Origin of the sequence: Saccharomonospora piscinae, from assembly GCF_005862235.1 — a bacterium.
GTDB lineage: Bacteria > Actinomycetota > Actinomycetes > Mycobacteriales > Pseudonocardiaceae > Saccharomonospora > Saccharomonospora piscinae.
This window is the reverse complement of record NZ_VCEK01000006.1, coordinates 92,224-117,576: the sequence shown is the minus strand read 5'-3', so window position 1 is coordinate 117,576 and position 25,353 is coordinate 92,224. Positions and strand designations below refer to the sequence as shown.

The following is a 25,353-nucleotide window of genomic DNA, read 5'->3' as shown; positions in this document are numbered from 1 at the left end:
CGCTCACTCAGCGGACCCGGCGCGCTCCCGCCGCCGGGGTGGCGGCGAACGCGCGCGGTTCGGTGAAGCCCGCCGCCGCGAACGCCCGCCGGATTCCGGCCAGCACCGCGTCGGCGCGCTCGACCGGCACCAGCGCGATGACGCACCCACCGAAGCCGCCGCCGGTCATGCGGGCACCCAGTGCCCCGGCCGAGAGCGCGGCCTCCACCGCGGTGTCGAGTTCCGGCACCGTGACCTCGTAGTCGTCGCGCAGGGAGGCGTGCGAGGCGGTGAGCAGTGGGCCGATCCCGTCCAGGTCGTCCGCGCGCAGGCGCCGCACGACCTCGGCCACGCGGTCGTTCTCGGTGACCACGTGGCGCACCCTGCGGTAGCGCACGTCGCCGTCCCAGCGTGCGGCGATGCCGGGCAGCAGCTCGGGGGAGAGGTCCCGCAACGCCGCCACGCCCAGCGCCCGCGCCGCAGCCTCGCAGTCCCGCCGCCGCGCGGCGTACTCGCCGTCGACCAGCCGGTGGGGAGCGCGGGTGTCCACGACCAGCAGGGTGCGGCCGTGGTCGGCGGGATCGAACGGTACCTGCTGGGTCAGCAGGGAGCGCGTGTCGAGGAACAGCAGGTGCCCCTCCGAGCCGGAGACCGAGGCCATCTGGTCCATCACGCCGCACGGCATGCCCACGAAGTCGTTCTCGGCCCGCTGCGCGAGCCGTGCCAGGTCGGCGGGGGCGATCCCGAGGCCGAACAACTCGTTCAGCGCACACGCCACCGCGCACTCCAGCGCCGCCGACGACGACAGGCCCGCACCCGCCGGAACGTCGCCGTCCACCACGAGGTCCACACCACCGACGTCGTACCCGGCCGTGCGCAGGCTCCACGCCACACCGGCGACGTAGGCCGCCCAGCCCGTGACGTCGCCGGGCGCGGCCTCCGCGGCGATGCTCACCGGGCCGCCGTCCTCCTGCAACGACACCGCGCGCAGCCCCGCCTCCCGCGAGTGTCCCGCCGCCACGAGCACGCTCTGCGGCAGCGCCATCGGCAGCACGAAACCGTCGTTGTAGTCGGTGTGCTCGCCGATGACGTTGACCCGGCCCGGCGCGGCCCACACGCCGTCGGCGCCGCGGCCGAACGTCTCGGCGAACGCCGAGGCCACACCGGTCACATCCGGGGCGGTGACGGTGCTGTCGGTCATGCGGTGGGCTCACTTTCCGTTGTCTCGGCGGGGCCGTCGGTCCCCTCGGTGTCGGCGGCGTCCACCACGACCAGCTCGCCCACGCGCTCGCGCAGCGCCTCCCGCGTCTCGGCGGCGAGACCCGAGTCGGTGACGAGCACGTCGGCGGCGTCGATGTCGGCGATGGTGCTGATGCCGAGCACGCCGTATTTGGTGTGGTCGGCGAGGACGACGAACCGGCGGGACGCCTCGACGAACGCGCGGTCCGTCTCGGCCTCCATGAGGTTCGGCGTCGTGAAGCCGTTGCGCACGTCCATCCCGTGGACACCCATGAACATGATGTCGAGGTTCACCGAACGGATCGCGCTGACCGCGAACGGCCCCACCAGCGCCTCCGACGGCGTGCGGATGCCGCCGGTGAGGACCACGGTCTGATCGGTGCGGGGCTGGCGCGAGAACAGGTCGGCGACCTGGACCGAGTTGGTGACCACCGTGATGTCGGGAAGGTCGCGCAGCAGCCGCGCGAACGTCCACGTCGTCGTGCCGGCGGACACGCCCACCGCCATGCCCGGTTCCACCAGGCGCACCGCCTCGGCGGCGATGGCCAGCTTCTCGTCGTTCTCGCGGTTCGACTTGGCCGCGAAGCCCGGCTCCTCGGTGCTGCGACCGCCGGGCAGCACGGCCCCGCCGTGGACCTTCTGCACCTGGCCCTGCTGCGCCAGCACCTCCAGATCGCGGCGCACGGTCATGTCCGACACCCCGAGCCGGTCGACCAGCGTGCTCACCCGCACCGCCCCGGACCTGCGGATCTCTTCCAGGATCCGCGACCGGCGTTGGCTCGCCAACATGGGCCCCGCCTCCTCGCTCGCGCCCCGCTCCCGCGCACCGACAGGAGCACAGGATCGCACATTTTCCCAAGCCTATCGAGCGCCCCGCTCGGGTGAGTAGGGCCACCAGCAGGGACAGGGTGCTTTGTCCGGTGTTAGAACCCGTCGCTTTCGACCACATACTCCAACACCGCTGGCCGGCTGCGTGGGTGACCACCCCGCAGGGTCACAGCGCGATGCGGCGGCGGGCGTCCGAGATGCTGTTCTCCAGGCTCTGCGCCAGCACGTGCAGTTTGCGCAGGAGCTCGGCATCCGAGCTTTCGGAGCGCATGCGCTCCAGCTGCTCCACGACCACCCGCAGGTCTCCCACGACCTGGTCCACCTCGCCAGCACGGCCGGTGCCGTCGACCTCGTTGACCAGCAGCAGCACGTCGCCCGCGCCCGCCCGGACGCCGGGGTCGGCGACCGGCAGCTCCCGCAGTGCCCGCAGACATCGCTGATACAACTCCTGCGCCCGGACGGAGGGCACCGCCTCGGTCGCGTTCGCCCCCGTTCCCAGTACCACGCTCGTCACCACCACCGTGCCGTACACCGCGCCCGCGGTGAGCGCGGCGGCGAGCAGCCCCCACCAGCCCTGCCGCGCCGCGGCGACGACGCCGCTCACCACTCCGAAGCCCAGTGCGAGCGCCACGGTCGTCCGGTCGCGACTCGCGGCGCGCCCGGCACTGTCAGAAGTTGCTGAGGGCACTGACGAACACCTGGTCTATGTCGGACGGATCCCTGGCCTCGTAGGCGGCGGCCTTGGACCTGGTCGCGATCGCCTCCAGGGCCTCGACGTCGGCGTCGCGCCCGTAGGCGATGGTGAATATTCGCACCGACGTGTCGAGGTGCTCCGCGTCGATCGAGTCCAGCAACTCGTCCCGGGACACCCCGCCGCGCACCGTGTCGTGGCCGTCGGTCAGCAACACGATGGCGTTGACCCGGCCGGGATCGAGGTTCTCGCGCATCATCTCGTGGGCGGCGTGGGTCGTGTTGTACAGCGCGGTATTGCCCTTCCCCCTGAGGTCGTCCCGCACGACGTGCGAGAGCTCGTCGCGTACCTCGCCGACCGGGCTCATCGGCATTCTCCTGGTGTAGTCCGGGCCTGTCGAGAACGTCCACAGTGCCACCCGGTCATCGTTGTCAAGCAGGTCCAGACCACGCTGCACGGCGGACTCCAGCAGTTCGAGCTTCGACACCGACTCGGTGGCTCTCGGGTCACTGGTCTCCTTCATCGACGCCGACTCGTCCAGCACCAGCAGCACGTCGGCTCTGAGCCGGTAGGTCCGCCACCGGTCGAGCATCGTCTCGACCAGCTTCGCGGACGGCAGGTCGATCGAGTCCACACTCCGTTGCGCCGTGGTGCCCACGCTGGTGGCCACTTTCTCGCTCGTGCGGCCCTCGCTGTCGCGGAAGCCGTGCTCCACGAACGCCGCCTGCTGTTCCTCCGCCAGCAGGTAGTCCCGGAAGTCGGCGGCCACCTCCCGGGTGTGCCCGCTCGTGCCAGCCAGCACCAGGTACGGGTGGTCGATCATCACCGTGCCGTCGGCGGGGTGAATCGCCACCAGCGGGTCGTTCGGGGGCGGCTGGGTGTTCAGATCGGCGGGATCACCGGTGGGCGCGCCCGCGTTGTAGAGGTAGGTCATCTGCTCCTGGGTGATCATGGCGCTGATGTAGGGCTTGTCGGATCCCTTCTGGTCCTCGGTGTAGGCATTGCCGAGGAAGACCACCGAGTCCGTGGCGTAGTGCGCGACGGAGGACTCCACCTGCCGCACGAACGCCTGCACTTCGGCGTCCCGCGACACGGCGTGCTCGCTGAAACCGCCCCGGTCCCGGGTGGCGGCGTAGTAGGTGGCGATGGTCGCCGCGAGCCCGGACGTGGAGTGGTACGGGTTGTCCTTGCCCATGGCGAAGCGGCCCCACTCCGGGTGCCCGCGCTCGCCCCAGTCCGGGTTGTTGGCGAGATCCCGCAGGTCGGACCAGCCGAGGTCCACCTCGGGCCAGCCCAGCGCGCGTGCCATCTTCTCCGGCATCGCGATCACCAGCGGACTGGTGGTGACGGACTTCTCCTCGCCGCTGACCAGCTCCTCTCCCGTGCGGTGTTCCAGCAGTTGCGCCCACAGCGACGAACTCGGCAGCCATACGTCGGGCTTCGGTGCGCCGGTCGCCTGCTCGTCCCAGCCCGTGGCCAGTTCCTCCGACGCGGTACCCGAGGTGAGCTTGTCGGTCTCGACGTGCGCGCAGCGGTCACCGATCACCCGCTGCTCGTCGTTATAGCGTTCGGCCATCTCCTCGACGAGGTCCCCTTTCTCGGTGGAGACGCTGACGTCGAGGGTGACGCAGTCGGAGAAATCCACCGACGGCGCGCGGGTGGGCAGCAGTGCGGCGGCGATCACCAGGCAGGCTCCGACGAGCGAGCCCGCCGCCAGCGGCGCGGTGCGGCGCGTTCCCAACCGGACGACCCCCTGTCCCAGCTACCCCGGCCCCGGCGCCACCAGATCGTGCGTGTCGAAACCGAACCGCGCGATGGTGCCGATCCAGTGGCGATATGTCTGGCGATCATCGGCCATTCCGGCGTGCCATTCAAGGGGAATCGCGGATACGAGGTCGTCGTCGCCCAGAATCGCCTGGAAACGGATGCGTGCCGAGGCGGGCTCGGCCACGAGCATCCCCAGCAGGTCGAGTACCACCCGATAGGGGAACGCGGCGAAGTCCTCGTCGCGAATCTCGACCCGGACCAGCCGATAGAGATTCAGCAGTTTCTTCACGGCGCGCGGCGTGGGCAGCCTGGGGCCGATCCGGTGCAGATAGTCCCGTTCCTCCTTTCGGAGCAGCAACCGGCCGGTGCGCAGTTCCGTCGTCCTCGGCACCGTGGCACCGGACCCGCCGTCCGGCACCCGGTCGTCGGCATCGCCGCCGGCCTCCGTGGGGCCGGATGGGGTGTGCGCGCCCGCGGTCGCCGCCGACGTGACGTCGCCCGTGGCCGGTTCCGGCAGCAACGCGTCGATCAGCGAGCCGGTGTTCGGGCCCATGGGGCGCAGCGAGAACACGATCTGGAAGATCTTGTCGAGGTATTCCGGCGGCAGCGACGCCTCGCGCAGGCAGGTGCGCAGCCAGCGGGGGTCCACCGCCACCACCACGACGAACAGCGGCAGCGCGAGTAACAGGTGGACCGCGGCGAGGACGTCGACGACCTTGCGGGGCGAACACCGGTCGAGGTCGTCGATGTGGAGCACGATGCGTTGCAGCGGCGGCGGCCCCTGCGATCCCGCGAGTCGCCACTCGGTCTGCGCCGCGCGCATGTTCGCGTCGAGCGCGCCCAGATCCTCGTGGACGCGCCCGAGCAGACCCCGGTAGTGCGCGTACCGATCGTGGCGCACCTCGTCGACCAGCGTTCCCAGCCGGTGTGCCGCGTCCAGCTGGTTCAACCGCTCCCGGACGGCTCGGATTTCGGTGTCGAGGTCGTCGTGCGGCGCGGCGAGCCGTTCGCGCACGGCGGCCACGGCAGGTCCCAGCGAGGTACGGACCGACTCGGCGGCGGTGGCGGCGGAGGCGATCGCGCTGATCGCCGCGACCAGGGCACCGGCGGTGGCGACGAGAACATCCTGCCAGAGCAGCCAGCCCAGGACGGCCGCCGTGCCCGCCAGCACCGCCAGCACCGCACCCGTGGCGGCGACGACGCGGTGGCGCCGCCGTGCCGGGTCGGGGGTGCGGGTCAGCAGCCGGAACGCGAGCCGCGCCAGCGGCGACCGGTTCGCGTTCTCCCGTTCCGTTTCGAGGTCGGCCAGGTGCGCGCGTAGTTGCCGTCGCGCGGCGGTCACCCCGGCGACGTCGGCGGAACCGGCCGGCTCGCCACCGTCGCGGACGGCGAGGTCGGCGAACAGTTGCTCGACAAGACCGACCCAGAGTTCGTCGTCGTGGTAGTGCCATGCGTTGAAGCGCACCTGCCGGATCGACGAGGCGAACACACTGCGGCCCGGATTGTTGCGGGAAAGGGTGGCGAGGGTGGCGACCCGGTCGTGCAGCTGCCGCAGGAAGCTCGACTTGCCGGAACCCCACGGGCCCAGCAGCGCCACGCACAGCGGTGGCTCGGTCGTGCGATCGGCGATCATGGCGGCCAGGGTCCGGACATCCCGGCGGAATCCCAGCAGATCGCGGGCACTGGCCTCGTCGCTCGTGGGCGTCGGCAGCGGCGGGGGAGGCGCGGGCTCGGTGAACCCCGTGCCCGCCACCTGCGCGCCCACCAGCGCGTCCCACACGCGGATGGTGCCGTCCTCGGCGACGCTCGCGGCGTGGTCGCCGCCGTCCTCGGCGGCGACGGCCCGCACGCGCGCGGTGTGTCCGGTGAGGACGGTGGGCTCGCTGGGAGCGGTTCGCTCCCACGCGAGCAGCGTGCCGTCATCCGCGGCGGCGAACAGGTGCGTGTCGCCGAACGCGACCGCCGACACGGGCACCGGCTGCCCCGCGAGCCGGACGAGTTCCGTACCGGTGAGCGCGTCCCACAGCAGCACCGTGCCGTCGGCACCGCCGGTGAGGACCTCGGTGTCGCGCACCGCCACGGCCAGGACGGTGCCGTCCGCCACCTGCCGTGAGGTGCCAGTGGCCCGGTCGAGCAGGAAGGCACCGGCACCCTCCACACCGGCGACCACCCGCGCGGCATCGGGTGTCACGGCCACCGCCCGCACCCAGCCCGGTGTCGTGAGCAGCCGCTCGGTCACGTCCCGGCGGAGGTCGTGCAGCATGACCTCACCGTTGGGAAGCCCGGCGACGACCGCCTCCGCGGCCGGGGCGGCAGCCGTCGCCGTGAGTGCCCAGCGCGAGGTCATCCGGCTGGTGCCGCGCGGCCGGCCCGCCGAGTACGACCAGCTCCGGACCTGCCCGCCCTCGTCGCAGGTCAGCAACGTGTCGCCGTGGATCGCCAGCGCCCGCACCGGCTTCTCGTGGCCCGAGAGCCGCCGCAGCGCGGCGCCGGTCTCGCGGTCCCACTCCCGGATCAGCCGATCCTTGCCCGCCGTGAGCACCCGCGTGCCGTCCGGGGAGAACGTGACGGCACGAATGCCGCCCTCGTGACCACCGAAGCGTTTCATGGTGATTCAGTTCACCAGAACCGCCGACGACGGGTGGCCGCACCGCCAGGCTCGCACTGTGTCGTGCGTCACTCGCGATGGCGGCCACCGCGCCGGGAGCGGGCTCAGCAGACGGTACGCAGGTCCAGCGCGCCGGCCATCGCGGCGAAGCCCGCGTCGTTCGGATGCAGGTGGTCGCCGGGGTCGTACTCCGGGCGGATCCGGCCCGGATCGTCGGGGTCGCGGACGACGGCGTCGAAGTCGACCACCGCGTCGAACTCGCCCGAGTTCCGGATCCACTCGTTGACCGCCTGCCGGTCGGCTTCGCCCTCCTCCGTGTAGTACCCGGCGCCCTCGAAGGGGGTCAGCGTGGCCCCGACCACCCGCAGTCCCTCGTCGTGGGCGCGGTCGAGGAACTGCCGGTACACGGAGATCAGTTCGCCGGGCTCCACCGCGCCGCGGCTGTTTCCGATGTCGTTGATCCCCTCAAGCAACACGACCGAGCGCACCCCCGGCCTGCTGAGCACGTCGCGCTCGAAGCGGGCGAGTGCGGGCTCGCCCGCCGATCCCGCGTCCGTGAGCAGGCGATTGCCGCTGATGCCGCTGTTGAGCACACCGCACTCGCGGCTGTCCGGCCGCGTGAGCAGCCGATCGGCGACCTGGTCGGGATAGCGCAGGTTCGCGTCGACGGTGGAGACCACACCGTCGGTGATGGAGTCGCCGAAGAACACCACCGATCCCCGCGAGCGGGCCGTGACGTCCACCCCCGAGAGGAAGTAGCGCGCGGTGTCGAGCCGCGTGAACGCCTCGCCGGTGTCCGTTGTGGCCTCGCCCGGGGCCGTGAACGAGGTCGCGTACCCGGCCTGGTGGGTGGTGGCGGGCCCGGTCGGTCCCGGCAGGTGCATGCTGACGACCAGGTCGGAGTCGTCGGGCACGGTGATGTCCACCGGGTCGGACACCCAGTCCGCGCCGGCCGGGATCGTCACGGACTTCCGGCCGCCGAAGCTCGCGGGGGCGAGCGAACCGGGATCGACGGCGGGGGTGCCCGCCGCGCTGTCGCCCCGTGGTGCCACGGTGACGGCGGACACGGTCAGCGGGCCGGTGCCGTAGGCGTTGCTGAGGCGCACGCGCAGGGAGTCACCGCCCACGGACAGGTGCGCGACCTGGCGGAGGGTCGTGTCGGTGAAGCCCTCCGCCGAGGGGCCGCTCGACGCGGCGGTGGTCATCGCCGCGTGCCAGCTCCCGACCCAGCCGTGCCCCGGCCCCGCGCTCGCGTGGGCGGTGACCGGGGTGAGCAGGGCCAGCGCGGTGGCTGCGCCGAGAGCTGCCACCGCGATACGGGATCGCGCTCGTCTCATCGACCGACGTCCTCTCTGTTCGCTGTCGCGAGTGCCTGCACTGCCGGGGTATGTAGATCAGCAAAGGCGTGCGACGGGTCACAAGCGGCTCGCGATCAACGGTGGGACGGCGGGACGAGCGGCTCCGGTATGGGGACCAACGGTCTGGACCACTGGGCCGAACGAGCGACAGCGGCCCTGCTCGGCGGTGTCGAACGGAGCCGGGGGCGGTCTGGATCGGTTCTGACCAGGCTGACCTGCGGTGCCGCACTGAGGCGCCACGTTTGGGTGATGACCTGCCCGGGTATCAATCGATCGGCCCGGTGCGCTGCCGGGTTGGGGAAATCTGACTCATCAGTCGATCAACCTGAGTCAGTCGAGTCATGGAGTGTGGATGGAATGGGAAATGGGGTCGACCGACCCCATGGTGGGAGGGCTGCGCACCTACGTGCGCAGCGTCGTGGAAACCCTCGGGATGAGCGGGGATTCGTCCTACGTTCAGTCGGAGCCGCTGAGCCTGTACCTCGCGGTCGACGGCCATCTGCCCGGATACCCGCACCGGGACGTCGCTCTGCTGTGGGACGAACGGTGCGGCTGGGCCGGGGCGCTCGAGACCGGGTGCGGTGAGGACCTCATCGTCGTGAGCTACCTCGGCGACGATCCGCTTCCTCCCCCGGAGGTCGTGGCTTCGTACACCGCCGCACTGCTGCGAGGCGACTCGCCGGGGCAGCGAACGCCGCCGGACTTCCCGACCGCCGAGGTGCGCCGCGGCCTGCGGCTGCGGGCGCGTAGTGCGGGTCTCGCGGCCGGCATCCCGGAGCAGGCAGGGACCTCGGCACCCGCCGCGCCACTGGTCCCGCCGCAGGCCACCCGCGGGTCGGCCCCGCCCCGCCCGACGCCGATGGGCCGGGCCAGCTGAGCCTCGCCGTCGTGTCCGCAGCTCCGGTAGCCGTGTCCGCATCTGACGTAGTGGTGTCCGCAGTTTCTGTAGCCTCCACACGCCGGGCTCCGCGGACACCACTACTACGCAACCTGCGGACACGGCTACGCAACCTGCGGACACGGCTACCTAACCTGCGGACACGGCTACGCAGCTTGCGGACACGGCTAGCGGCGTAAGAGTCCTGTGTGAACGTGAGACAGCGCTCGCGGCATGGCGCGCCCACCGGTCCGGTTCGCGGTTAGCCTCCCTGGGGTGAACGGACCTGAGCTGGTGCTGGGCCCGCTGTTGCGGCACGCCGACGAGCACTCCGCGACCGTGTGGGTCGAGACGAGTGCCGCGTGTGAGGTGACGGTGCTCGGCACGAGCGCGCCGACGTTCGAGGTGTTCGGGCATCACTACGCCCTGGTGGTACTCACCGGCCTCGACGCGGGTAGCGCGCTGCCCTACACCGTGGAACTGGACGGCGCGACGGTGTGGCCGGAGCCCGGTTCCGCGTTTCCGCCCAGCCGCGTGCGCACCCTGCCGCTCGACAGCACGGACACCACGCTGCGGCTGGTGTTCGGTTCCTGCCGCAATCCCTCGCCCGACGAGGCGCAGGGGGTCGACGCGCTCGTGCGCTACGCCCACCGGATGGCGTCGCTGCCCGAGCGGGACTGGCCGCAGGCGTTACTGCTGCTCGGCGACCAGGTGTACGCCGACGAGACGAGCCGGGCGACGCGACGGTGGCTCGCGCGGCGCCGGGACGTCACCGAACCGCCCGGTACCGAGGTCGTCCACTTCGAGGAGTACGCGCACCTGTACCACGAGACGTGGTCGGAACCCGCGTTGCGGTGGCTGCTGTCCACCGTGCCCGTTTCCATGATCTTCGACGATCACGACGTCCGTGACGACTGGAACACCTCGGCTGCGTGGCGGGAGAAAATGAGCCGCACCCCGTGGTGGGGACAACGGTTGCGCAACGCGTTCGTCAGTTACTGGGTGTACCAGCACCTGGGCAACCTGGGGCCCTCGGAGTTGAAGGCCGACGAGACCGCCTCGGCGGTGCTCGCGTCGCCCGGTGACAAGAGCGACGTGCTGCGTGCTCTCGCCGATGCCGCCGCCGACGACCCGGACGGCGTGCGGCGGGTGCGCTGGAGCTACCGCAGGCAGTTCGGCCGGGTGCGGCTGCTGATGATCGACAGCCGCGCGGGTCGCGTCCTGTCCGGTGGCCGCCGCGCGATGCTGGACGACGCCGAGTTCGCGTGGGTGGAGGACGCCGCCGAGACGGACGCCGCCGAGGTGGACCACCTCCTGCTCGGAACGTCGGTGCCGTGGCTGCTGCCGCCCGCGATCTCGCACGCGGAGTCGGTCAACGAGGCCGCGTGCCGCCGGCCTGGGCTGCGGGGCCGGATCTCGGAGGCACTGCGACAGGCGATCGACCTCGAACACTGGGCGGCGTTCCGGGAGTCGTTCGATCGTCTGGGCCGGTTGGTGACGCGGGTGGCCACGCGCGAGCGGCCACCCGCCTCGGTGCTCGTGCTCTCCGGCGATGTGCACCACAGCTACGTCAGCGCGGCGCACGTCGCGTCGCCGCCTGCGGCTCCGGTCTACCAGCTGACGTGCTCGCCGCTGCACAACCAGGCGCCGTGGCCGGTACGGGCGGCGTTCTCGGCGGCGTGGTGGCGCGTCACCGAACGACTGCTGCGCGCGCGGTCCCGTCGGGCCGGAGTGCCGCCGCCGGACTTCACGTGGTCCCGCGTCGCGGGCCCCTGCTTCGACAACGCGGTGATGACCGTGGAGCTGACGGGGCGCCACGCGGTCTCCGTGCTGGAACACAGCGGGAAGGACGGGCTGTCGGAGTACGCGCGGACCCCGCTGACCGGCGATGGGGGAAACGACTGAGCCGAAGGGTGCCCGCCGTCCGTGAAACGGTGGAAATCCCGGCAGGGCGCTGGTGCTCGCACGGTGGCCTCGTTAACGTCCTCGCCGACGTCACCCGGGAGGTGCGAGCCGATGATCCGAAGCCCGCGAACACGGCGCCGTAGCGTCGTGCTGGCCGCCGCCGTGCTGGGTGCCGCAGTGTTGCCCGCCACCGCCGCGAACGCCGCGCCACCGTCCACGTCGGACGCCATCGACGCCGCATGGGAAGCCACGCACGCCGGTGCCGTCGCCTCGGGCACGCGCTGGACCGAGGGCCAGTGGCCCAGCACCACGCTGCACGTGGCCGGTGCACTGCGCGGTCCCGGAACCGGTTGCGCGTCGGTGTGGGTGCGCTGGGTGTACGACCTCGCGCCCGGGCTGGAGACCAGGATCGCTACGGCGTGTGACGGCGGCACGGTCGACGTCGCCACGGAGACCTCGTACTGGCCCACCACCGGCAGCCTGCGGGTCTGCGCGGGTGAGTCGGGCACCGGCGACTGCGGGCAGCCGATCAGCCTCACCACGTGGTAGGCCGGAGATCAACGCCCGGGTAAGTCCCGCCCCGCGCGCACCATGTCACCCCAGCCCGAGATGGCGCAGGGCCGATCGGGCCGCGTGGTGGCCGCACATCCCGTGGACTCCCGCCCCCGGCGGGGTGGCCGCGGAGCACAGGTAGACACCGGGGATCCCGGTGGAGTACGGGTCGCGCGCGAGGCGGGGTCGGGCCAGCAGTTGCCACGGCGAGTTGGCTCCGGTGATGACGTCGCCACCGACGTAGTTGGCGTTGGTCCGCTCGAAGCCGGCGGGGGAGGTGACGGCGGTGGCCGCGACGCGCTCGCGCAGGCCGGGGGCGAAGCGTTCGAGCTGGTCGAGCACCACGCCGGTGGCGTCACCGAGGTAGCCGTGTGGCACGTGCGCGTACGCGTAGACGGGATGCAGGTCGCCAGCCGAGCGGGTGGGGTCGGCCAGGTACTGCTGACCGACGAGCACGAACGGCCGTGCGGGCATCCGGCCCCGGGCGATGTCGCGCTCGGCGTGGGCGATCTCGGCGAGGGTTCCTCCGACGTGGACCGTTCCCGCGCGTCGGCTGGCCTCGTCGCGCCACGGGACACCACCGTGCACGGCGAGGTCCACTTTAAACACCGCGGGGCCGTGCCGGTAGGCGCGGTAGGCGCGCGCCACGCGGGGCGGCAGCCGGTCACCCAGGATGCGCGCCGCGTTGCCCGGTGAGAGGTCGAGCAGCACCGTGTCCGCTTCTCCGATGTCGGCGAGCGTCGAGACCCGCACGCCGGTCTCGACGACGCCACCGTGCTGCCGCAGCACGTCCGCGAGCGCCGCCGTGATCGCCCGGGAGCCGCCTCGCGCGACCGGCCAGCCGTGCCGGTGGGCGAGTACGCCCTGGACGAGGCCCACTGCCGGACTGGCCGGATGGGACAGCGGGGCGATGGCGTGCGCCGCGAGCCCGGCGAACAGCGCGCGGGCACGTTCGGTGCGCCAGCGGCGGGCGAGCAGGGTGGCGGGAGGCAGCGCCGCCAGCCCGAACCGCGCGAGCAGGAGCGGGTGCCGGGGCAGGTGCGCGATCGGCCGTAGGATCTCGTCGGACAGCGCGTCGTAGTGGTCGGTCAGCGGGCCGAACAGCCTGCGCCACGACGGCCCGTCCACGCCCAGCCCCGCCGCCGTGTCGTCGAGCGAGCGCACGAGTACGGCGCTGTCGCCGCCCTCCAACGGGTGCGTCAGATCGATTTCGGGAAAGGCCCAGTGCAGGCCGTGGGCAGCGAGGTCCAGTGACCGCAGGAACGGCGACCCGGCGCCGGTCGGGTGTATGGCGGAACAGTGGTCGTGCAGCAGGCCCGGCAGGGTCAGCTCACCGCTGCGGGTGCCCCCGCCGAGTTCGGCTTCGGCCTCCAGCACGGTCACCGACACCCCCGCGCGCGCGAGGGTGACCGCGGCGGCCAGCCCGTTGGGGCCTGAACCCACCACGACAGCGTTGCTCATGTTTTTCGCGCACCTTCACCGGGAACCGACACCGCGAGCAGACTACTGCGTGGTTCCGGCGTACGGCGTCCACCGGAATGCGGACGGTGCCGCCCCCTCTCTCCGTCGGGTGCTCACTCCGGCCCCGGGTCCTGTTCCGCAGTGTGGTGGGCGAGCAGTGTCCGTAGCAGGCGCGTCAGCTCGCCGCGCTCCTCGGCGGACAACGGCGCGCACACCCGGTCCTGAACACGGGCGAGCGCCGTGTCGAGCCGCCGCAACCGGCGCCGGCCCGCCGTGGTGAGGGAGATGACGTTACGCCGCCGGTCGCCGGGGTCGGGCTCGCGGCGCACGCAGTCGCCGTCGGCGAGTTCGTTGATCGTGGCGACGAGGTCACTGGCGTGGATACCGCTGCGGCGGCCGAGGGTGTTCTGGCTGGCAGGCCCGAACTCGGCCAGGGTCGCCAGCAGCCGGTAGTGATAGCCGCGGGCGCCGACGTCCGCGAGTCCCTCACTCACCAGTCGGTGTGCGTGCAGGGCCGATTGGGTGAGCAGCCAGCTCGGCAGGGCCGCCATGCGTGCGGGAGCAGGTTCCGGCGCGGACATGGGCGCAGTGTAGCCGCCGGGCGATTCGCGGCGAGTTGACCAAAGTCATTAGTCGCACTAACGTTAGTGCCACTAATGAAGTGAGAGGAGATCGACCGTGCTGGAACCTTTTCGCGTTCACGTTCCGGACAGCGTGCTGACCGATCTCGACGCGCGGCTGGCCGCCACGCGCTGGCCCGACGAACTACCCGGAGCGGGACGTGACTACGGCATCCCGCTCGCCCGCGTGCGGAGCCTGGCGCAGTACTGGCGCGGCTCCTACGACTGGCGTGCGCAGGAAGCGCAGCTCAACGAGATCCCGCAGTACCTCGCCGAGATCGACGGGCAGCGGGTGCATTTCTGGCACGTGCGCTCGCCACGGACCGACGCGCTGCCCCTGCTGCTCACGCACGGCTGGCCGGGCTCGGTGGTCGAGTTCCTCGACGTACTGCCCCTGCTGACCGAACGTTTCCACGTGGTGGTGCCCGCCATCCCGGGCTTCGGGTTCTCCGGCCCGACGCGGCGGCGGGGCTGGGACACGCGCCGCGTCGCGCGGGCGTGGGTGGAGCTGATGCACGGACTCGGTTACCGGCGCTACGGCGTGCAGGGCGGTGACTGGGGTGCCGCCATCTCCCGGCTGGTGGCGGAGCTGGCGCCGGACGACGTCGTCGGGGTTCATCTCAACTACCTGCCGACGCCCGCCACCGAGGCGCAGCTGCGGACACTGCCGGAGCCGGACCGGGCCCGGGCCGAGCACACCAGCGGCTTCGTCACCCGCCGTCCCGCCTCGCAGCTCGTCCATGCCCAGCAACCGCAGACGCTGGCCTACGCGCTGACCGATTCGCCGACGGGGCTGCTGGCGTGGCTGGCCGAGCCCTTCGACGGGTGGACCGACCCTGACTCGGCCGTTCCGGACGACCGCCTGCTGACCAACGTCATGCTGTACTGGGCGACGGGTACGACGTCGTCATCGGCACGCCTGTACAAGGAGTCGGCCGGGGTGGCTCCGCCGCCGTCGTGTCCGGTGCCGCTCGGTGTCGCCGTGTTCGCGCACGACCTCAACCTGCCTGCGCGAAGCCTGGCCGAACAGCGCTTCGACGTCGTTCACTGGGCCGAACACGACGAGGGCGGGCACTTCGCCGCGATGGAAGTGCCCGCCCTGTTCGCCCGGGACGTCACGGCGTTCTTCGACGCCGTGACGTGAGGAGGTTCAGCCGTCGTCCTCCGGCAGCTCCGGAACCTCCGGGTGTTTGCGCAGCCGCAGGATCGCCAGGGTCAGTCCTCCCCACACGACGGCGATGGAGACGATGAGCATCACGATGGCACCGGTCGACATCAGCTTTGCACCTCCTGGTGCGATTCAGAGGACTGCTGGCCCCGCCTCCACGGCAGCAACGACAGGACGATGCCCAGCACGAGCGCGCCGAGCGCGACGCCCCAGCCCGCTCCCAGCAGGAACGAGCTCGGGTAGTCCTCGTAGTTCTCGGACAGTTCGGTCTGGAGGCTGTCCCACATCATCCAGCCCAGCACCAGCGGCGTAACGATGCCGAGGGTGACCCGCCAGAGCACGCCGAGCTGTACGGCGGATGTGGCGTTGGCGTGCGCGGCCAGCGGCTTGAGCCTGCGGGTGAACCACGAGACGGTGATCACCGCGACCAGGGCGGCGACAACGATGCCGTACTGGTTGATGAAGCGGTCGACGACGTCGAGCAGGTAGAGCCCGCCCGTGGTCGGGAACAGCACGATGGACACCAGCGCCGTGAATCCGCCGACGATCAGCACGGAGGGAACGCGGCGCAGCCCGGTGCGGTCGGCGACGGAGCCCACGATCACCTGCACGATGCTGATGAGCGAGGTCAGTCCCGCGATGGACAGCGACAGGAAGAACAGCACGCCGAACAGTTCACCGGCCGGCATGCTGGAGATGATCTGCGGGAACGCCACGAAGGCCAGGCCGATACCGCTGGTGGCCAGCTCGTCGACCGGGATGCCCGCGTTGGCCGCCATGAACCCGATCGTGGCGAACACGCCGATGCCGGCCAGCAGCTCGAACGAGCTGTTCGCGAACCCGGCGACGAGGGCGGAACCGCTGAGGTCCGATCGCCGCCGCAGGTACGACGAGTAGGTGATCATGATGCCGAAGCCGATGGACAGCGAGAAGAAGATCTGCCCGTAGGCGGCGACCCACACGCTGCCGTCGTTGATGGCCGACCAGTCCGGCGAGAAGAAGGCGTTGAGCCCGTCGACGGCGCCGGGCAGTGTCAGCGCTCTGACGACGAGCGCGAGGAACAGCACGACGAGCGTGGGGATGAAGATCTTGTTCAGCCGTTCGATGCCCCGGCGCACGCCCACCGCGAGGACCGCGAGCGTGATGACCCAGACCGCGATCAGCGGCACCAGTACCCCGCCGACGTAGGAGAGGTCCATGGTCGGGCCGTCGGCGGCCTGCAGGAAGTCACCGAACAGGAACCCCTCGGGGTCGTCGCCCCAGGCGCGGTCGAACGAGTATCCGGTGTAGCGGATCGACCACGCGATGATGACCGCGTAGTAGGCCGCGATGACGAAGCAGATGACGACCTGCCACCAGCCGATGGCCTGCGCGGGCCGGGAAAGCCGGAGGAACGCGGTCGGCGGCGTGCTGCGGTACCGGTGGCCGATCGTGTATTCCAGGATGAGCAGGGGAATGCCCGCGGTCAGCAGCGCGGCGAGGTAGGGCAGCAGGAAGGCCCCGCCCCCGTTCTGATAGGCGACGTAGGGAAAGCGCCAGATGTTTCCCAGGCCGACGGCGGAGCCGATGGCGGCCAGGAGAAACCCGGCGCGGGTTCCCCACTGCTCACGGTGCTCTGCGTGCATGGCTTCGGTGTCCGAATCGTGTGTCGGGTCGGATAGGGGTGTCGCCTCGCGCTCGCGGCGGCGCGCCGTGACCGGTGGCCGGGCGGCGGTCGCGCGACAGTGTGGCAGCCTACCTCCCCATCCGGCACGACGCCGGGAACCGGGACGGCGCTTGCCGTCCCCTGTGGCCGGTGCGTCGCGGGTGGCGTCACTCCGGGGTGTCGCCGAGCCCGTTCAGCAGGGTCCGCAGCAGTCCGGCGAGCTGGTCCTGTTCGGCCGTGTCGAGGTCGGCGAGCAGCGCGCGTTCCAGTTCGAGATGGGCGTCGACGAGTTCGTCGACGAGTTCACGGCCGTGGTCGGTGAGGGTGACCAGCACGCTGCGCCGGTGGTCCGGGTCGGTCTCGCGGGTGACGAGGTCCTTGGCGACAAGGCGGTCGAGCCGGTGGGTGATCGCACCGGAGGTGACCATGGCGGAGCCGACGAGCGCGCCCGCGCTCAACCGGTACGGCGCGCCCGAGCGGCGCAACGTGGCGAGGATGTCGAACTCACCGGACTGGAGCCCTCGGCTGGCGAAGTGGTCGCGCAGCCTGCGCTCCAGTGCCCGGGCGGCCCGGGAGATCCGGCCGATGACGCCCATCGGGGACGGATCGAGGTCGGGGCGCTCGGCCCGCCATTGCGCCAGGATCGCATCGACGCTGTCCCGCACCAGGTGCCTCCGCATGCCCCTCAACGTCGAACTGTTTGACGCAGCGTAGCATCCGGTCATATTGTTTTAGCGTTGAAATGTTCAACGCTAAGGAGTGCATGTGACCACGGTCCACGACGGACCGGCCGCCGCGCCGGGCCAACGGGAGCGCGTGCTGCCCGGAGTTCTCCTGCTCACCGCGCTCGCGCCCGTTCTGTGGGGCACCACGTATCTCGTGACCACCGAGTACCTGCCGCCGGACCGGCCGCTGCTGTCGGGCGTGCTCCGGGCACTCCCCGCGGGGCTGCTGCTGCTCGCGTGGACGCGCACCCTGCCGCGCGGCGGGTGGTGGTGGCGCGCGGCCGTGCTCGGCACGCTCAACATGGGCGCGTTCTTCGCGTTGCTGTTCCTCGCGGCCTACCGGCTGCCCGGTGGGGTGGCGGCCATCCTCGGCGCGGCGCAGCCGCTCATGGTGGCCGTGCTGGCGCTGGTGCTGCTCGGGCAGCGGCCGACCGGCTGGCGGCTCGGCTGGGCCGTCGTCGGCGTGGGCGGTGTCGCCCTGACGGTGCTGCGGGGTGCTGTGGCGTTCGACCCCGTGGGCATCGTGGCCGGGCTCGCGGGCACGGCGTCGATGGCGACCGGTGTGGTGCTGACCCGGCGCTGGAAACGGCCCGTCGGGGTGGTCACGCTGACGGGCTGGCAGCTTACGGCGGGTGGGCTCGTGCTGCTGCCCGTGGCGCTCGCCGTGGAGGGCATGCCTCCCGCGCTCGACGCCGTCGCGCTCGGCGGCTACGCCTGGCTCGCGCTGGCAGGCACGCTGCTGGCCTACGTGGTGTGGTTCCGCGGCCTCGACCTGTTGCCGGTGGCCGCCGTGTCGTTCCTGCCCCTGCTCTCGCCGGTCGTGGCCACCGTGCTGGGCTGGGTCGCGCTCGGTGAGACCTTCACCGGCACACAACTTCTCGGAGCCGCACTCGCTCTCGTGGCGGTGATGGCGGCGCAGTTCCCCCGGCGCGTACCGCGGAGCTCGCGACCCGAAACCGAACCCGAACCCGAACTCGAAAGGACCTGACCATGCGCATCACCGTCTTCGGAGCCACCGGCCAGATCGGCGGCCGGATCGTCGCGGAGGCACTGGCACGCGGCCACGACGTGAGCGCCGTGGTGCGCTCCGAGGCGCGTGCCTCGTCGCTGCCTGACGGCGTCACGGTCCGGGTGGGCGATGCCACGAGTGCCGAGGAGGTCGCCACCCGCGCGGCCGGCAGCGACCTCGTCGTCGGCGCGACCCGGCCGCCCTCGGGGGACGAGCACGAACTCACCGAGATCGCCACGGCGCTGCTGTCCGGTGTGGACCGGGCCGGGGCGCGGCTGCTGCTGGTCGGGGGAGCGGGACGGCTGCGCGTGCCGGACGGGACGGGCCTGGTCGTCGACGACCCCCGGTTCGTGGCGCAGGAGTGGCGCGCGATCGCGAAGGCGTGCGTCGACCAGCACGAATGCTGCCTGAGCCGTCCCGGCGTGGACTGGACCTATGTGAGTCCGCCCGCGCGCATCGCGCCCGGGACCCGGACCGGCCGGTACCGCACCGGCACCGACGTGCTCCTGGTGGACGAGCGGGGCCGCTCGGCGATCTCGACCGAGGACTTCGCGGTGGCCGTGCTCGACGAGGCGGAGCACGCCCGGTACCGGGGTAGCAGTTTCACCGTCGCGTACTGAGGTACCGCTCGGTTCACCACCCGCCGGAGAAGCTGCCCGTGATCAGCAACTGCTCCAGAAGATCAGGTGCCGACACGAGCAGGAACCCCGGAACCGTCAGCGGGACCGCCAGCAGCGCGATGCGCGCGGCCTGCGCGCGGGAGCGGGAGCCGAGCAGCAGCAGGACGGCCGTGAGCAGTCCGGTGACGGCGACCAGCGCCGGGTCCGGCGAAAACACGTGGCCGGTGCGACGGACCACGTCGCCCCACATGAGCCCGAGCGCGCTCGCCGTCGCCACGGTGCCGTGGGCGCCGCTGTCACCGACGGCGCGCAGGCCCAGCCCGAGCACCACCCCGGCCACCACCGCGAGGCCGCCCCACACGAGCAGGTCGAACAGGTTGAGCGGAAGTGCTCCTCCGGAGTAGAGGACGGCCTTGCCGGAGTAGAACGCGGACACGGCGGCCAGCAGGGCGATGCTGACGCGGACGACCGCGGTTCTGGGGGACTGCCCTGCCGCGACCACCGCGGCCAGCGCTGTCCAGATCACGAACGTGTGCGCCAGCGACCGCAGCAGCGGCGAGTAGTAGGCCACCGCCGCGAACGCTCCGGTCAGCAGCCCGGCCAGGGCGACGAGCACCTCGGGGCGCAGTGGCAGTCGGCCGGGCCCAGCGGGCGTGCGTGGGGTCGCGGCCGGTTCTGGCGGCTCCATGACTCTCCGGCGGATCGCGGGCGGGGCATCGGTCGGGCACTCGCGGGCGGGCGGGTCGCCCGGTATCGCACACGGGAGGCGTCGGTTCACCCGAATTGGTCTGGACATCCGTCGCCCCGCCCGGTAGGTCTGGTGATCGCTTCCCGGACACTCCGGCGAGAGGGGACCCATCGTGCGTCGCAGGTTCGCCGTGCTGGCCTCGGTGGTCGCCACCGTCGGCAGCACAGCGCTGGCCGTCACCGCGCTTCCGGCTCCGTCCGCGCAGGCCGAAACCGGGATCGTGGACGTCGCCGACCGGTCCGTGGCGGAACTCGGCGAGCTGCTCGCCGACGGGGAGGTCACCTCGCGTGGACTCGTCGACGCCTACCTGCGCCGCATCGAGGCCCAGGACCCGGACCTCGGCGCGATCCTCACGCTCAACCCGAGGGCACGGGCGGAGGCGGTGCGGCTCGACGCGGAACGCGCGCGGGGCGAACTGCGGGGCCCGCTGCACGGCGTCCCGGTGGTCGTGAAGGACAACATGGACACCCACGACCTGCCCACGACCAGCGGCTCCCTCGCGCTGCGGGGCATGCGCCCGCCGGACGACGCCACGCAGATCGCGCGGCTGCGCGAGGCGGGTGCCCTGGTGCTCGCCAAGACCAACCTGCACGAGTACGCGATGAGCATCTACACGGAGTCGTCGCTGGGCGGGCAGACCCGCAACCCCTACGACCCGGCGCGGCACCCGGGCGGGTCCAGCGGTGGCAGTGCCGTGGCCGTGGCGGCCTCGCTCGCCCCGGCGGCGCTGGGCACGGACACCTGCGGGTCGGTGCGTATCCCCGCCGCACACACCAACCTCGTCGGAGTGCGGCCCACCCTGGGGCTGTCCAGCAGGGACGGAGTCGCGCCGCTCGCGGGCACGCAGGACACGGTGGGTCCGTTGACGACCTCGGTCGAGGACGCGGCCCTGCTGCTCGACGCCACGGTGGGCCACGACCCGGCCGACCCGGTCACCGAGGCGGCACTGGGCCGGGTGCCGGACTCCTACCTCGACGGCCTCGACCGGCCCGCGCTCACCGGCGCGCGCGTCGGCGTCGTCACGGACTACTTCGACACCGGGGGCCGGGCGCCCGACACCAACGCCCTCGTCCGGCGGGCGATCGACGACATGGCCGCCCAGGGCGCGGAGCCGGTGGAACTCGGCCCGCTGCCCGACGTCATGGCCGCGGCGGCCGGAGCGAACCGGGTGCGCCACGAGTTCGAACGCGACCTCGACGCCTACCTGGCCGAGTCCGCCCGGGGAAGGCCGCTGCGGCTCGCCCACCTGGCCGAACCCCGCGACCGGCTGACGCTGGCCGACCTCGCCGCCTCCGGTGAGGTGATCCCGAGCGTGCTGTCCACCCTGCGTGCGTGGGTCGACAGCCCGGCACTGCCGAACCCGGAGTACGACGAGACGCTGCGCCAGCGCGACCGCCTCCGTGCCCTGCTCACCGGGCTCATGGCCGAGCACGATCTCGACGCGCTCGTCTATCCCTCGATCAGCGAGCCACCGACACCGATCGGGGTCGAACAGTCGTACCGCAACTGCAGGCTGGCCGCCTACAGCGGCTTCCCCGCGGTCAGCGTGCCCGCCGGGTTCACCGCCGACGGGCTGCCCGTCGGGGTCGAGTTGCTCGGGCTGCCGTTCAGCGAGCCGGACCTGCTGGCACTGGCCCACGACTACGAGCAGGCCACGGGACACCGCACTCCACCGGGGCACTGACCGGCGGGGCCGGACTCACCCGGAGCCGCCGGCGGGGCGCAGCGGGAACAGCACCTCCTGGGCGACGGGATGGTAGCCCGCGGCGAGCAGCGCGCGCAGCGAGGCCGCGTTGCCCGGGGCGACCTGTGCGTACACCGCCTGACCCCGGGGAACGTGGGCCCGCGCCGCCGCCGCGAGCGCGCGTCCCAGCCCGCGCGTCCTGGCGCGCGGGGCCACGTCCATGCTCATCTCCCACCGGCCCGCCAGTCCCCGGCCGACGACCAGCAGGCCGTCGCCCTCCACTGTGGTCCAGGCGCGGACGTCGTCGCGGTACCGGCGGGCGCGGGCCACTCGCGGGTGACCGTCGTCGAACGGAACCAGCCGCACCGACCGGGCCAGGGACACGGTGCGCGACGGGGCCGCCGCCAGTACCGCCTCGTTCTCGCCGACCGTGGTGCCCAGCGCGTCGGCGAGCGTGAGCAGCACCCGCGGATGCATGGGGTCGGCGCCGTCGGCGAGCACCTCGCGCCACCAGCGCACACCCATCGGCGTGGCCACCACGACGCAGTCGGTGAACGCCACCACGGCGGCGGCGGGGCCACACAGCGGCCCGATCCGCACGGAGAAGTCCGGCTCGGGGAACACGCCACGCGCGGCCTCCGAAAACAGCGCGGTGACCTGGTCCCCGGTGAGGCTGTGTACGGGCGGGCCCGTCACGGGGTCACCGCTGCGTCCCGGTCGGCTCCGTTCTGGTCGGCTCCGTCCCGGTCACCGCCACGCCGGAGGCGGTGTGCCACGACGACGGCCGCCACCATGGCGAGCCCGGCCACCGAGACCAGCGGCTCGGGATACAGGCCCGCGAGCCCGCCCGCGACGAGTGCGAACCGCCATGCCGGGTGACCGCCGGGGGTGTAACCGATGAGCCCCGCCGACACGGCGGCGATTCCCACCACGGCGGTGAGCAGTGTGACGGCGAAGCCGGTCACGGTGACGTCCTGCAACAGCAGTTGTGGTTCGAGCACGAACACGTACGGCACGAGGAAGCCGGGGATGGCGAGTTTCACCGCGGTGACCCCGGTGCGCATCGGATTCGCGCGGGCCAGGCCCGCTCCGGCGTAGGCGGCCAGGCACACCGGCGGCGTGATGTCGGCGACGATGCCGAAGTAGAACACGAAGAAGTGCGCGGCCACGATGGGCACACCCAGTTCCACCAGGATCGGCGCGGCGACCGTGGCGGTGACGACGTAGTTCGCCGTGGTCGGCAGTCCCATCCCGAGCAGCAGGCACGCCAGCATGGTCAGCACCAGTACCAGCGCGAAACTGCCCATCGACAGGTCCACGATCCCGCCTGCCAGCTTGCCGCCCAGGCCGGTGCGGGTCACGGTGCCCGCGATGATGCCCGCGGTGGCGCACGCCGCGATCACCGGCAGGGCCGTGCGCGCGCCGTCCTCGAACAGCCGCGCGAACTGGCGTGCCGACAGCCGGGTGTCGGCACGCAGGAAACTCACCAGCAGCGCCGTGAGGATGCCGAACAGTGCGGCATTGGCCGCCGACCGCCCCGCCAGCAGCAGCCCGATGATGACCACCAGCGGTGCGAGCAGGTACAGCCGGGTGAGCAGCGACCGCAGGACCGGTAGCTGGTCCTTGGGCGTGCCGAGGACACCCGTGCGGCGGGCCTCGAAGTGGACTCCGCAGAACACCCCGAGGAAGTAGAGCGCGGCGGGCACGATCGCGAAGAGGATCAGCTCGTTGTACGGCGTGCCGGTGTACTCGGCCATGATGAACACGGCCGCGCCCATCACCGGGGGAACCAGCTGGCCACCCGTCGACGCGGCGGCCTCGGCCGCCCCGGCGACCTGGGGCCGGAATCCCGCGCGCTTCATCATCGGGATCGTGAACGAGCCGGACGCCACCGTGTTGGCCACCGAGCTGCCCGACACCATGCCCTGGAGCCCGCTGGCGACCACCGCGGCCTTGGCCGTGCCCCCGGTGCGGCGACCGGTGAGCCCGAACGCCAGGTCGTTGAAGAACTTTCCGATGTTGGTCCGGACCAGAATGACCCCGAAGAACAGGAACAGGAAGATGAACGTCGACGACACCTGGATGGGGGTGCCGAACACCGTCGTCGAGCTGTAGACCGACTCGGACACCAGCGCGTCGAAGGTGAAGCCGGGATGGGAGAAGATCGGCATGGAGGGGCCGTAGTAGCCGTACGCCAGCGCCGCCACCGCGATCACGACGATCGGCAGGCCGACACAGCGGCGGGTGGCTTCGAGGATCAGGGCGATGGCCGCCACGGCCACCACCACGTCGACCGTCTCGAAGCCGAACACCACCGACTGGGTCGTGAGCTGCTCGTAGTTCACCACGATGTAGCCGTTCGCCCCGAGCGCCAGCGCGCAGAGCAGCACGTCGTGCGGTGGCACCCCCGGCTTGCTCGCACCGGCCCGGTGCGCCGGATACAGCAGGTACACGAGGCTCAGCGCCATGCCGACGTGCACGGCGCCCTGGATGATCGAGGTGAACGTGCCGAACAGCGCCGTGTACAGCTGGAACAGTGTCAGTGCCGTGCCGAGCACGGCGACGACCCATTTCCACGGTCCGAGCTGGGTCCGGTACCGGCTCTCGCGGTCGTAGGCGGCGGCCTTCTCCCGCGCCTCCTTCTCCGCCGTCGCGGTGCCGGGCTCGGACGCCGTCGTGGAACCGGGCGCCGCCGTGTCGTCGGCCATCGTGTCTCTCCTTCTCCGGCTCAGCTCAGTCGAGCAGGCCCTGTTCCTGGAAGTACTTGCGCGCCCCGGGGTGCAGCGGCACGTCGCCCTGGCCGACCGTGGCCTCCTCCACGCTGATCAGCTCCTTCTGCGCCAGCGTCAGCGAGTCGGCCTGCTCGTACAGCGTCTTGGTGAGCTCGTAGCCCAGCTCCTCGCTGACCTGGTTCGTGGAGGCGTACATCGCGGCGAACACCGACACGGTCGGCACCGGCTCGTCGAGGAAGTCGTAGGTGTCGGCCGGGATCTCGTAGGGCTCGAACTGGCTCTGCCCCACGATGGTGTCCAGTTCGGTGCCGTCGAGCGGCACGAGCTTCACCTCGCCGGTGGTGGCCTGCAACTCCTGCAGGCTCGCCGCGGGCACCCCGAGGATCTCGATGGAGGCGTCGGCGTTGCCGTCCTGCAGCTTCGCCTTCGCGTCGCCGAAGCCCTCCTCCAGCGCGGTGTAGTCGCCTTCCTCCAGCCCGTAGGCGGACAGGATCTGCTCGGCCGCGTCGCGCGTGCCCCCACCGGGAGGGCCGATCGCGACCGTCTTGCCCTCAAGGTCCGACACCGAGTCGATGCCGCTCGACTCCAGGGTGATGACCTGTGCCGCCTCCGGGTAGAGCTTGCCGAGGAAGCCGACGTTCTCGACCGTCGCGCCGTTGAACTCGCCCTCGCCGTTGACGGCGTCCTGGGCGGTGTTGTGCTGCGCGATGCCGAGCTGCAACTCCCCGCGCGCGATCTTGGCGAGGTTCTCGACGGAGGCGCCGGTCTCCACGGCGGTCACGTTCAGGCCCTCGGCCTCGATGTTGTCGACGAAGAGCGTGGAGTACTCCTGGCCCATCGGGAAGTACACCCCGCCGGTGCTGCCCGTGCCCAACTGGAGGTTGGTGGTGAAGTCGTCCTCCCCACCCCCGCCGCCCGAGCCGCCGCCGGAACACCCGGCGACCGCCGTGAGGGCCGCCGCGGCCATCAGGCCCATGCCGCGCCTGCGCTTGCTTGTGAGCACACCCGCTCCTTCCTGTTCACGAAAAGTCTGGTCTATACCAAAACCCTCGATGCCGCGAGGGTCGCCGTCGGCGCGGTCGGGCTGATCGTTATCCGTTCGCGATGTCGGAAGGCCGGGTGGGGCGAACGGCCGAA

Annotated in this window: 22 protein-coding genes; 7 read left to right on the top strand and 15 right to left on the bottom strand. The window is 71.8% G+C overall.

Annotated elements, in window-relative coordinates; all coding sequences use genetic code 11:
- Nucleotides 1-7: 7 nt before the first annotated feature.
- From galK to FFT09_RS21170, 6 genes are all read right to left on the bottom strand, one after another.
- Nucleotides 8-1,180, bottom strand: coding sequence for a galactokinase (galK, locus tag FFT09_RS21195; RefSeq protein WP_138383781.1), 1,173 nt, complete (start codon nucleotides 1,178-1,180; stop codon nucleotides 8-10).
- Nucleotides 1,177-2,007: a DeoR/GlpR family DNA-binding transcription regulator gene (locus FFT09_RS21190; protein WP_081190429.1), complete on the bottom strand. Its 831-nt coding sequence runs from the start codon at nucleotides 2,005-2,007 to the stop codon at nucleotides 1,177-1,179. Before FFT09_RS21190 ends, galK begins: the two co-directional genes overlap by 4 nt.
- A gap of 205 nt (nucleotides 2,008-2,212) precedes the next feature.
- On the bottom strand, nucleotides 2,213-2,677 hold the full coding sequence (locus FFT09_RS21185) for a hypothetical protein (protein ID WP_138383780.1): 465 nt from the start codon (nucleotides 2,675-2,677) through the stop codon (nucleotides 2,213-2,215).
- A gap of 37 nt (nucleotides 2,678-2,714) precedes the next feature.
- Nucleotides 2,715-4,478: a substrate-binding and VWA domain-containing protein gene (locus FFT09_RS21180; RefSeq protein ID WP_138383779.1), complete on the bottom strand. Its 1,764-nt coding sequence runs from the start codon at nucleotides 4,476-4,478 to the stop codon at nucleotides 2,715-2,717.
- 21 nt (nucleotides 4,479-4,499) lie between these two features.
- Entirely contained in the window at nucleotides 4,500-7,112 is a 2,613-nt protein-coding gene (locus tag FFT09_RS21175; RefSeq protein ID WP_138383778.1) for a WD40 repeat domain-containing protein, read from the bottom strand.
- A gap of 104 nt (nucleotides 7,113-7,216) precedes the next feature.
- Nucleotides 7,217-8,449: an SGNH/GDSL hydrolase family protein gene (locus tag FFT09_RS21170; RefSeq protein ID WP_138383777.1), complete on the bottom strand. Its 1,233-nt coding sequence runs from the start codon at nucleotides 8,447-8,449 to the stop codon at nucleotides 7,217-7,219.
- A gap of 373 nt (nucleotides 8,450-8,822) precedes the next feature.
- Between FFT09_RS21170 and FFT09_RS21165 the strand changes: the two genes are divergently transcribed.
- The 3 genes from FFT09_RS21165 (at nucleotide 8,823) to FFT09_RS21155 (ending at nucleotide 11,801) form a co-directional block, all read left to right on the top strand.
- Complete coding sequence (locus tag FFT09_RS21165; RefSeq protein WP_244231450.1) at nucleotides 8,823-9,347, top strand: DUF6292 family protein; 525 nt, start codon at nucleotides 8,823-8,825, stop codon at nucleotides 9,345-9,347.
- 276 nt (nucleotides 9,348-9,623) lie between these two features.
- Nucleotides 9,624-11,252, top strand: coding sequence for an alkaline phosphatase D family protein (locus FFT09_RS21160; RefSeq protein WP_244231449.1), 1,629 nt, complete (start codon nucleotides 9,624-9,626; stop codon nucleotides 11,250-11,252).
- A gap of 111 nt (nucleotides 11,253-11,363) precedes the next feature.
- On the top strand, nucleotides 11,364-11,801 hold the full coding sequence (locus tag FFT09_RS21155) for a hypothetical protein (protein ID WP_138383775.1): 438 nt from the start codon (nucleotides 11,364-11,366) through the stop codon (nucleotides 11,799-11,801).
- A 45-nt stretch (nucleotides 11,802-11,846) separates the two neighbouring features.
- Here FFT09_RS21155 and FFT09_RS21150 read toward each other — a convergent pair whose 3' ends face one another.
- Together FFT09_RS21150 and FFT09_RS21145 are read right to left on the bottom strand one after the other, a co-directional pair.
- A complete protein-coding gene (locus FFT09_RS21150) occupies nucleotides 11,847-13,265 on the bottom strand; it encodes a phytoene desaturase family protein (RefSeq protein WP_081190423.1) in 1,419 nt (472 codons plus the stop codon).
- Nucleotides 13,266-13,378: 113 nt separating this feature from the next.
- A complete protein-coding gene (locus FFT09_RS21145; protein WP_081190422.1) occupies nucleotides 13,379-13,846 on the bottom strand; it encodes a MarR family winged helix-turn-helix transcriptional regulator in 468 nt (155 codons plus the stop codon).
- A gap of 97 nt (nucleotides 13,847-13,943) precedes the next feature.
- Here FFT09_RS21145 and FFT09_RS21140 point away from each other — a divergent pair, with 97 nt between their 5' ends.
- Nucleotides 13,944-15,029, top strand: coding sequence for an epoxide hydrolase family protein (locus FFT09_RS21140; RefSeq protein ID WP_081190421.1), 1,086 nt, complete (start codon nucleotides 13,944-13,946; stop codon nucleotides 15,027-15,029).
- Between the two features lie 6 nt (nucleotides 15,030-15,035).
- On the opposite strand, the gene FFT09_RS21135 is transcribed toward FFT09_RS21140, so the two are convergent.
- From FFT09_RS21135 to FFT09_RS21125, 3 genes are all read right to left on the bottom strand, one after another.
- On the bottom strand, nucleotides 15,036-15,161 hold the full coding sequence (locus tag FFT09_RS21135) for a methionine/alanine import family NSS transporter small subunit (RefSeq protein WP_081190420.1): 126 nt from the start codon (nucleotides 15,159-15,161) through the stop codon (nucleotides 15,036-15,038).
- Entirely contained in the window at nucleotides 15,161-16,678 is a 1,518-nt protein-coding gene (locus tag FFT09_RS21130; protein WP_138383774.1) for a sodium-dependent transporter, read from the bottom strand. Before FFT09_RS21130 ends, FFT09_RS21135 begins: the two co-directional genes overlap by 1 nt.
- A gap of 187 nt (nucleotides 16,679-16,865) precedes the next feature.
- Nucleotides 16,866-17,378: a MarR family winged helix-turn-helix transcriptional regulator gene (locus tag FFT09_RS21125; protein ID WP_275528133.1), complete on the bottom strand. Its 513-nt coding sequence runs from the start codon at nucleotides 17,376-17,378 to the stop codon at nucleotides 16,866-16,868.
- Nucleotides 17,379-17,514: 136 nt separating this feature from the next.
- Here FFT09_RS21125 and FFT09_RS21120 point away from each other — a divergent pair, with 136 nt between their 5' ends.
- Both FFT09_RS21120 and FFT09_RS21115 read left to right on the top strand, forming a co-directional pair.
- On the top strand, nucleotides 17,515-18,411 hold the full coding sequence (locus FFT09_RS21120) for an EamA family transporter (protein WP_208544493.1): 897 nt from the start codon (nucleotides 17,515-17,517) through the stop codon (nucleotides 18,409-18,411).
- A 2-nt stretch (nucleotides 18,412-18,413) separates the two neighbouring features.
- Nucleotides 18,414-19,052 (top strand): NAD(P)-dependent oxidoreductase, encoded by a 639-nt coding sequence (locus tag FFT09_RS21115; protein ID WP_138383772.1) that lies wholly within the window; start codon nucleotides 18,414-18,416, stop codon nucleotides 19,050-19,052.
- 13 nt (nucleotides 19,053-19,065) lie between these two features.
- Here the strand turns inward: FFT09_RS21115 and FFT09_RS21110 are convergent, their stop codons facing one another.
- On the bottom strand, nucleotides 19,066-19,740 hold the full coding sequence (locus FFT09_RS21110; protein WP_138383771.1) for a DUF6518 family protein: 675 nt from the start codon (nucleotides 19,738-19,740) through the stop codon (nucleotides 19,066-19,068).
- Nucleotides 19,741-19,912: 172 nt separating this feature from the next.
- On the opposite strand from FFT09_RS21110, the gene FFT09_RS21105 reads away from it, so the two are divergent.
- Entirely contained in the window at nucleotides 19,913-21,484 is a 1,572-nt protein-coding gene (locus FFT09_RS21105) for an amidase (protein ID WP_208544485.1), read from the top strand.
- Between the two features lie 15 nt (nucleotides 21,485-21,499).
- On the opposite strand, the gene FFT09_RS21100 is transcribed toward FFT09_RS21105, so the two are convergent.
- The 3 genes from FFT09_RS21100 to FFT09_RS21090 are packed head-to-tail and all read right to left on the bottom strand — an operon-like array spanning nucleotide 21,500 to nucleotide 25,219.
- Nucleotides 21,500-22,180 carry an N-acetyltransferase gene (locus FFT09_RS21100; protein WP_138383769.1) on the bottom strand — a complete coding sequence of 227 codons (681 nt, stop codon included), beginning with the start codon at nucleotides 22,178-22,180 and terminating at the stop codon, nucleotides 21,500-21,502.
- The gene (locus tag FFT09_RS21095; protein WP_081190412.1) at nucleotides 22,177-24,192 is read right to left on the bottom strand and encodes a TRAP transporter permease; all 2,016 of its coding nucleotides are present in this window, start codon (nucleotides 24,190-24,192) and stop codon (nucleotides 22,177-22,179) included. Before FFT09_RS21095 ends, FFT09_RS21100 begins: the two co-directional genes overlap by 4 nt.
- Nucleotides 24,193-24,217: 25 nt before the next feature.
- On the bottom strand, nucleotides 24,218-25,219 hold the full coding sequence (locus FFT09_RS21090; RefSeq protein ID WP_081190411.1) for a TAXI family TRAP transporter solute-binding subunit: 1,002 nt from the start codon (nucleotides 25,217-25,219) through the stop codon (nucleotides 24,218-24,220).
- Nucleotides 25,220-25,353 lie beyond the last annotated feature (134 nt).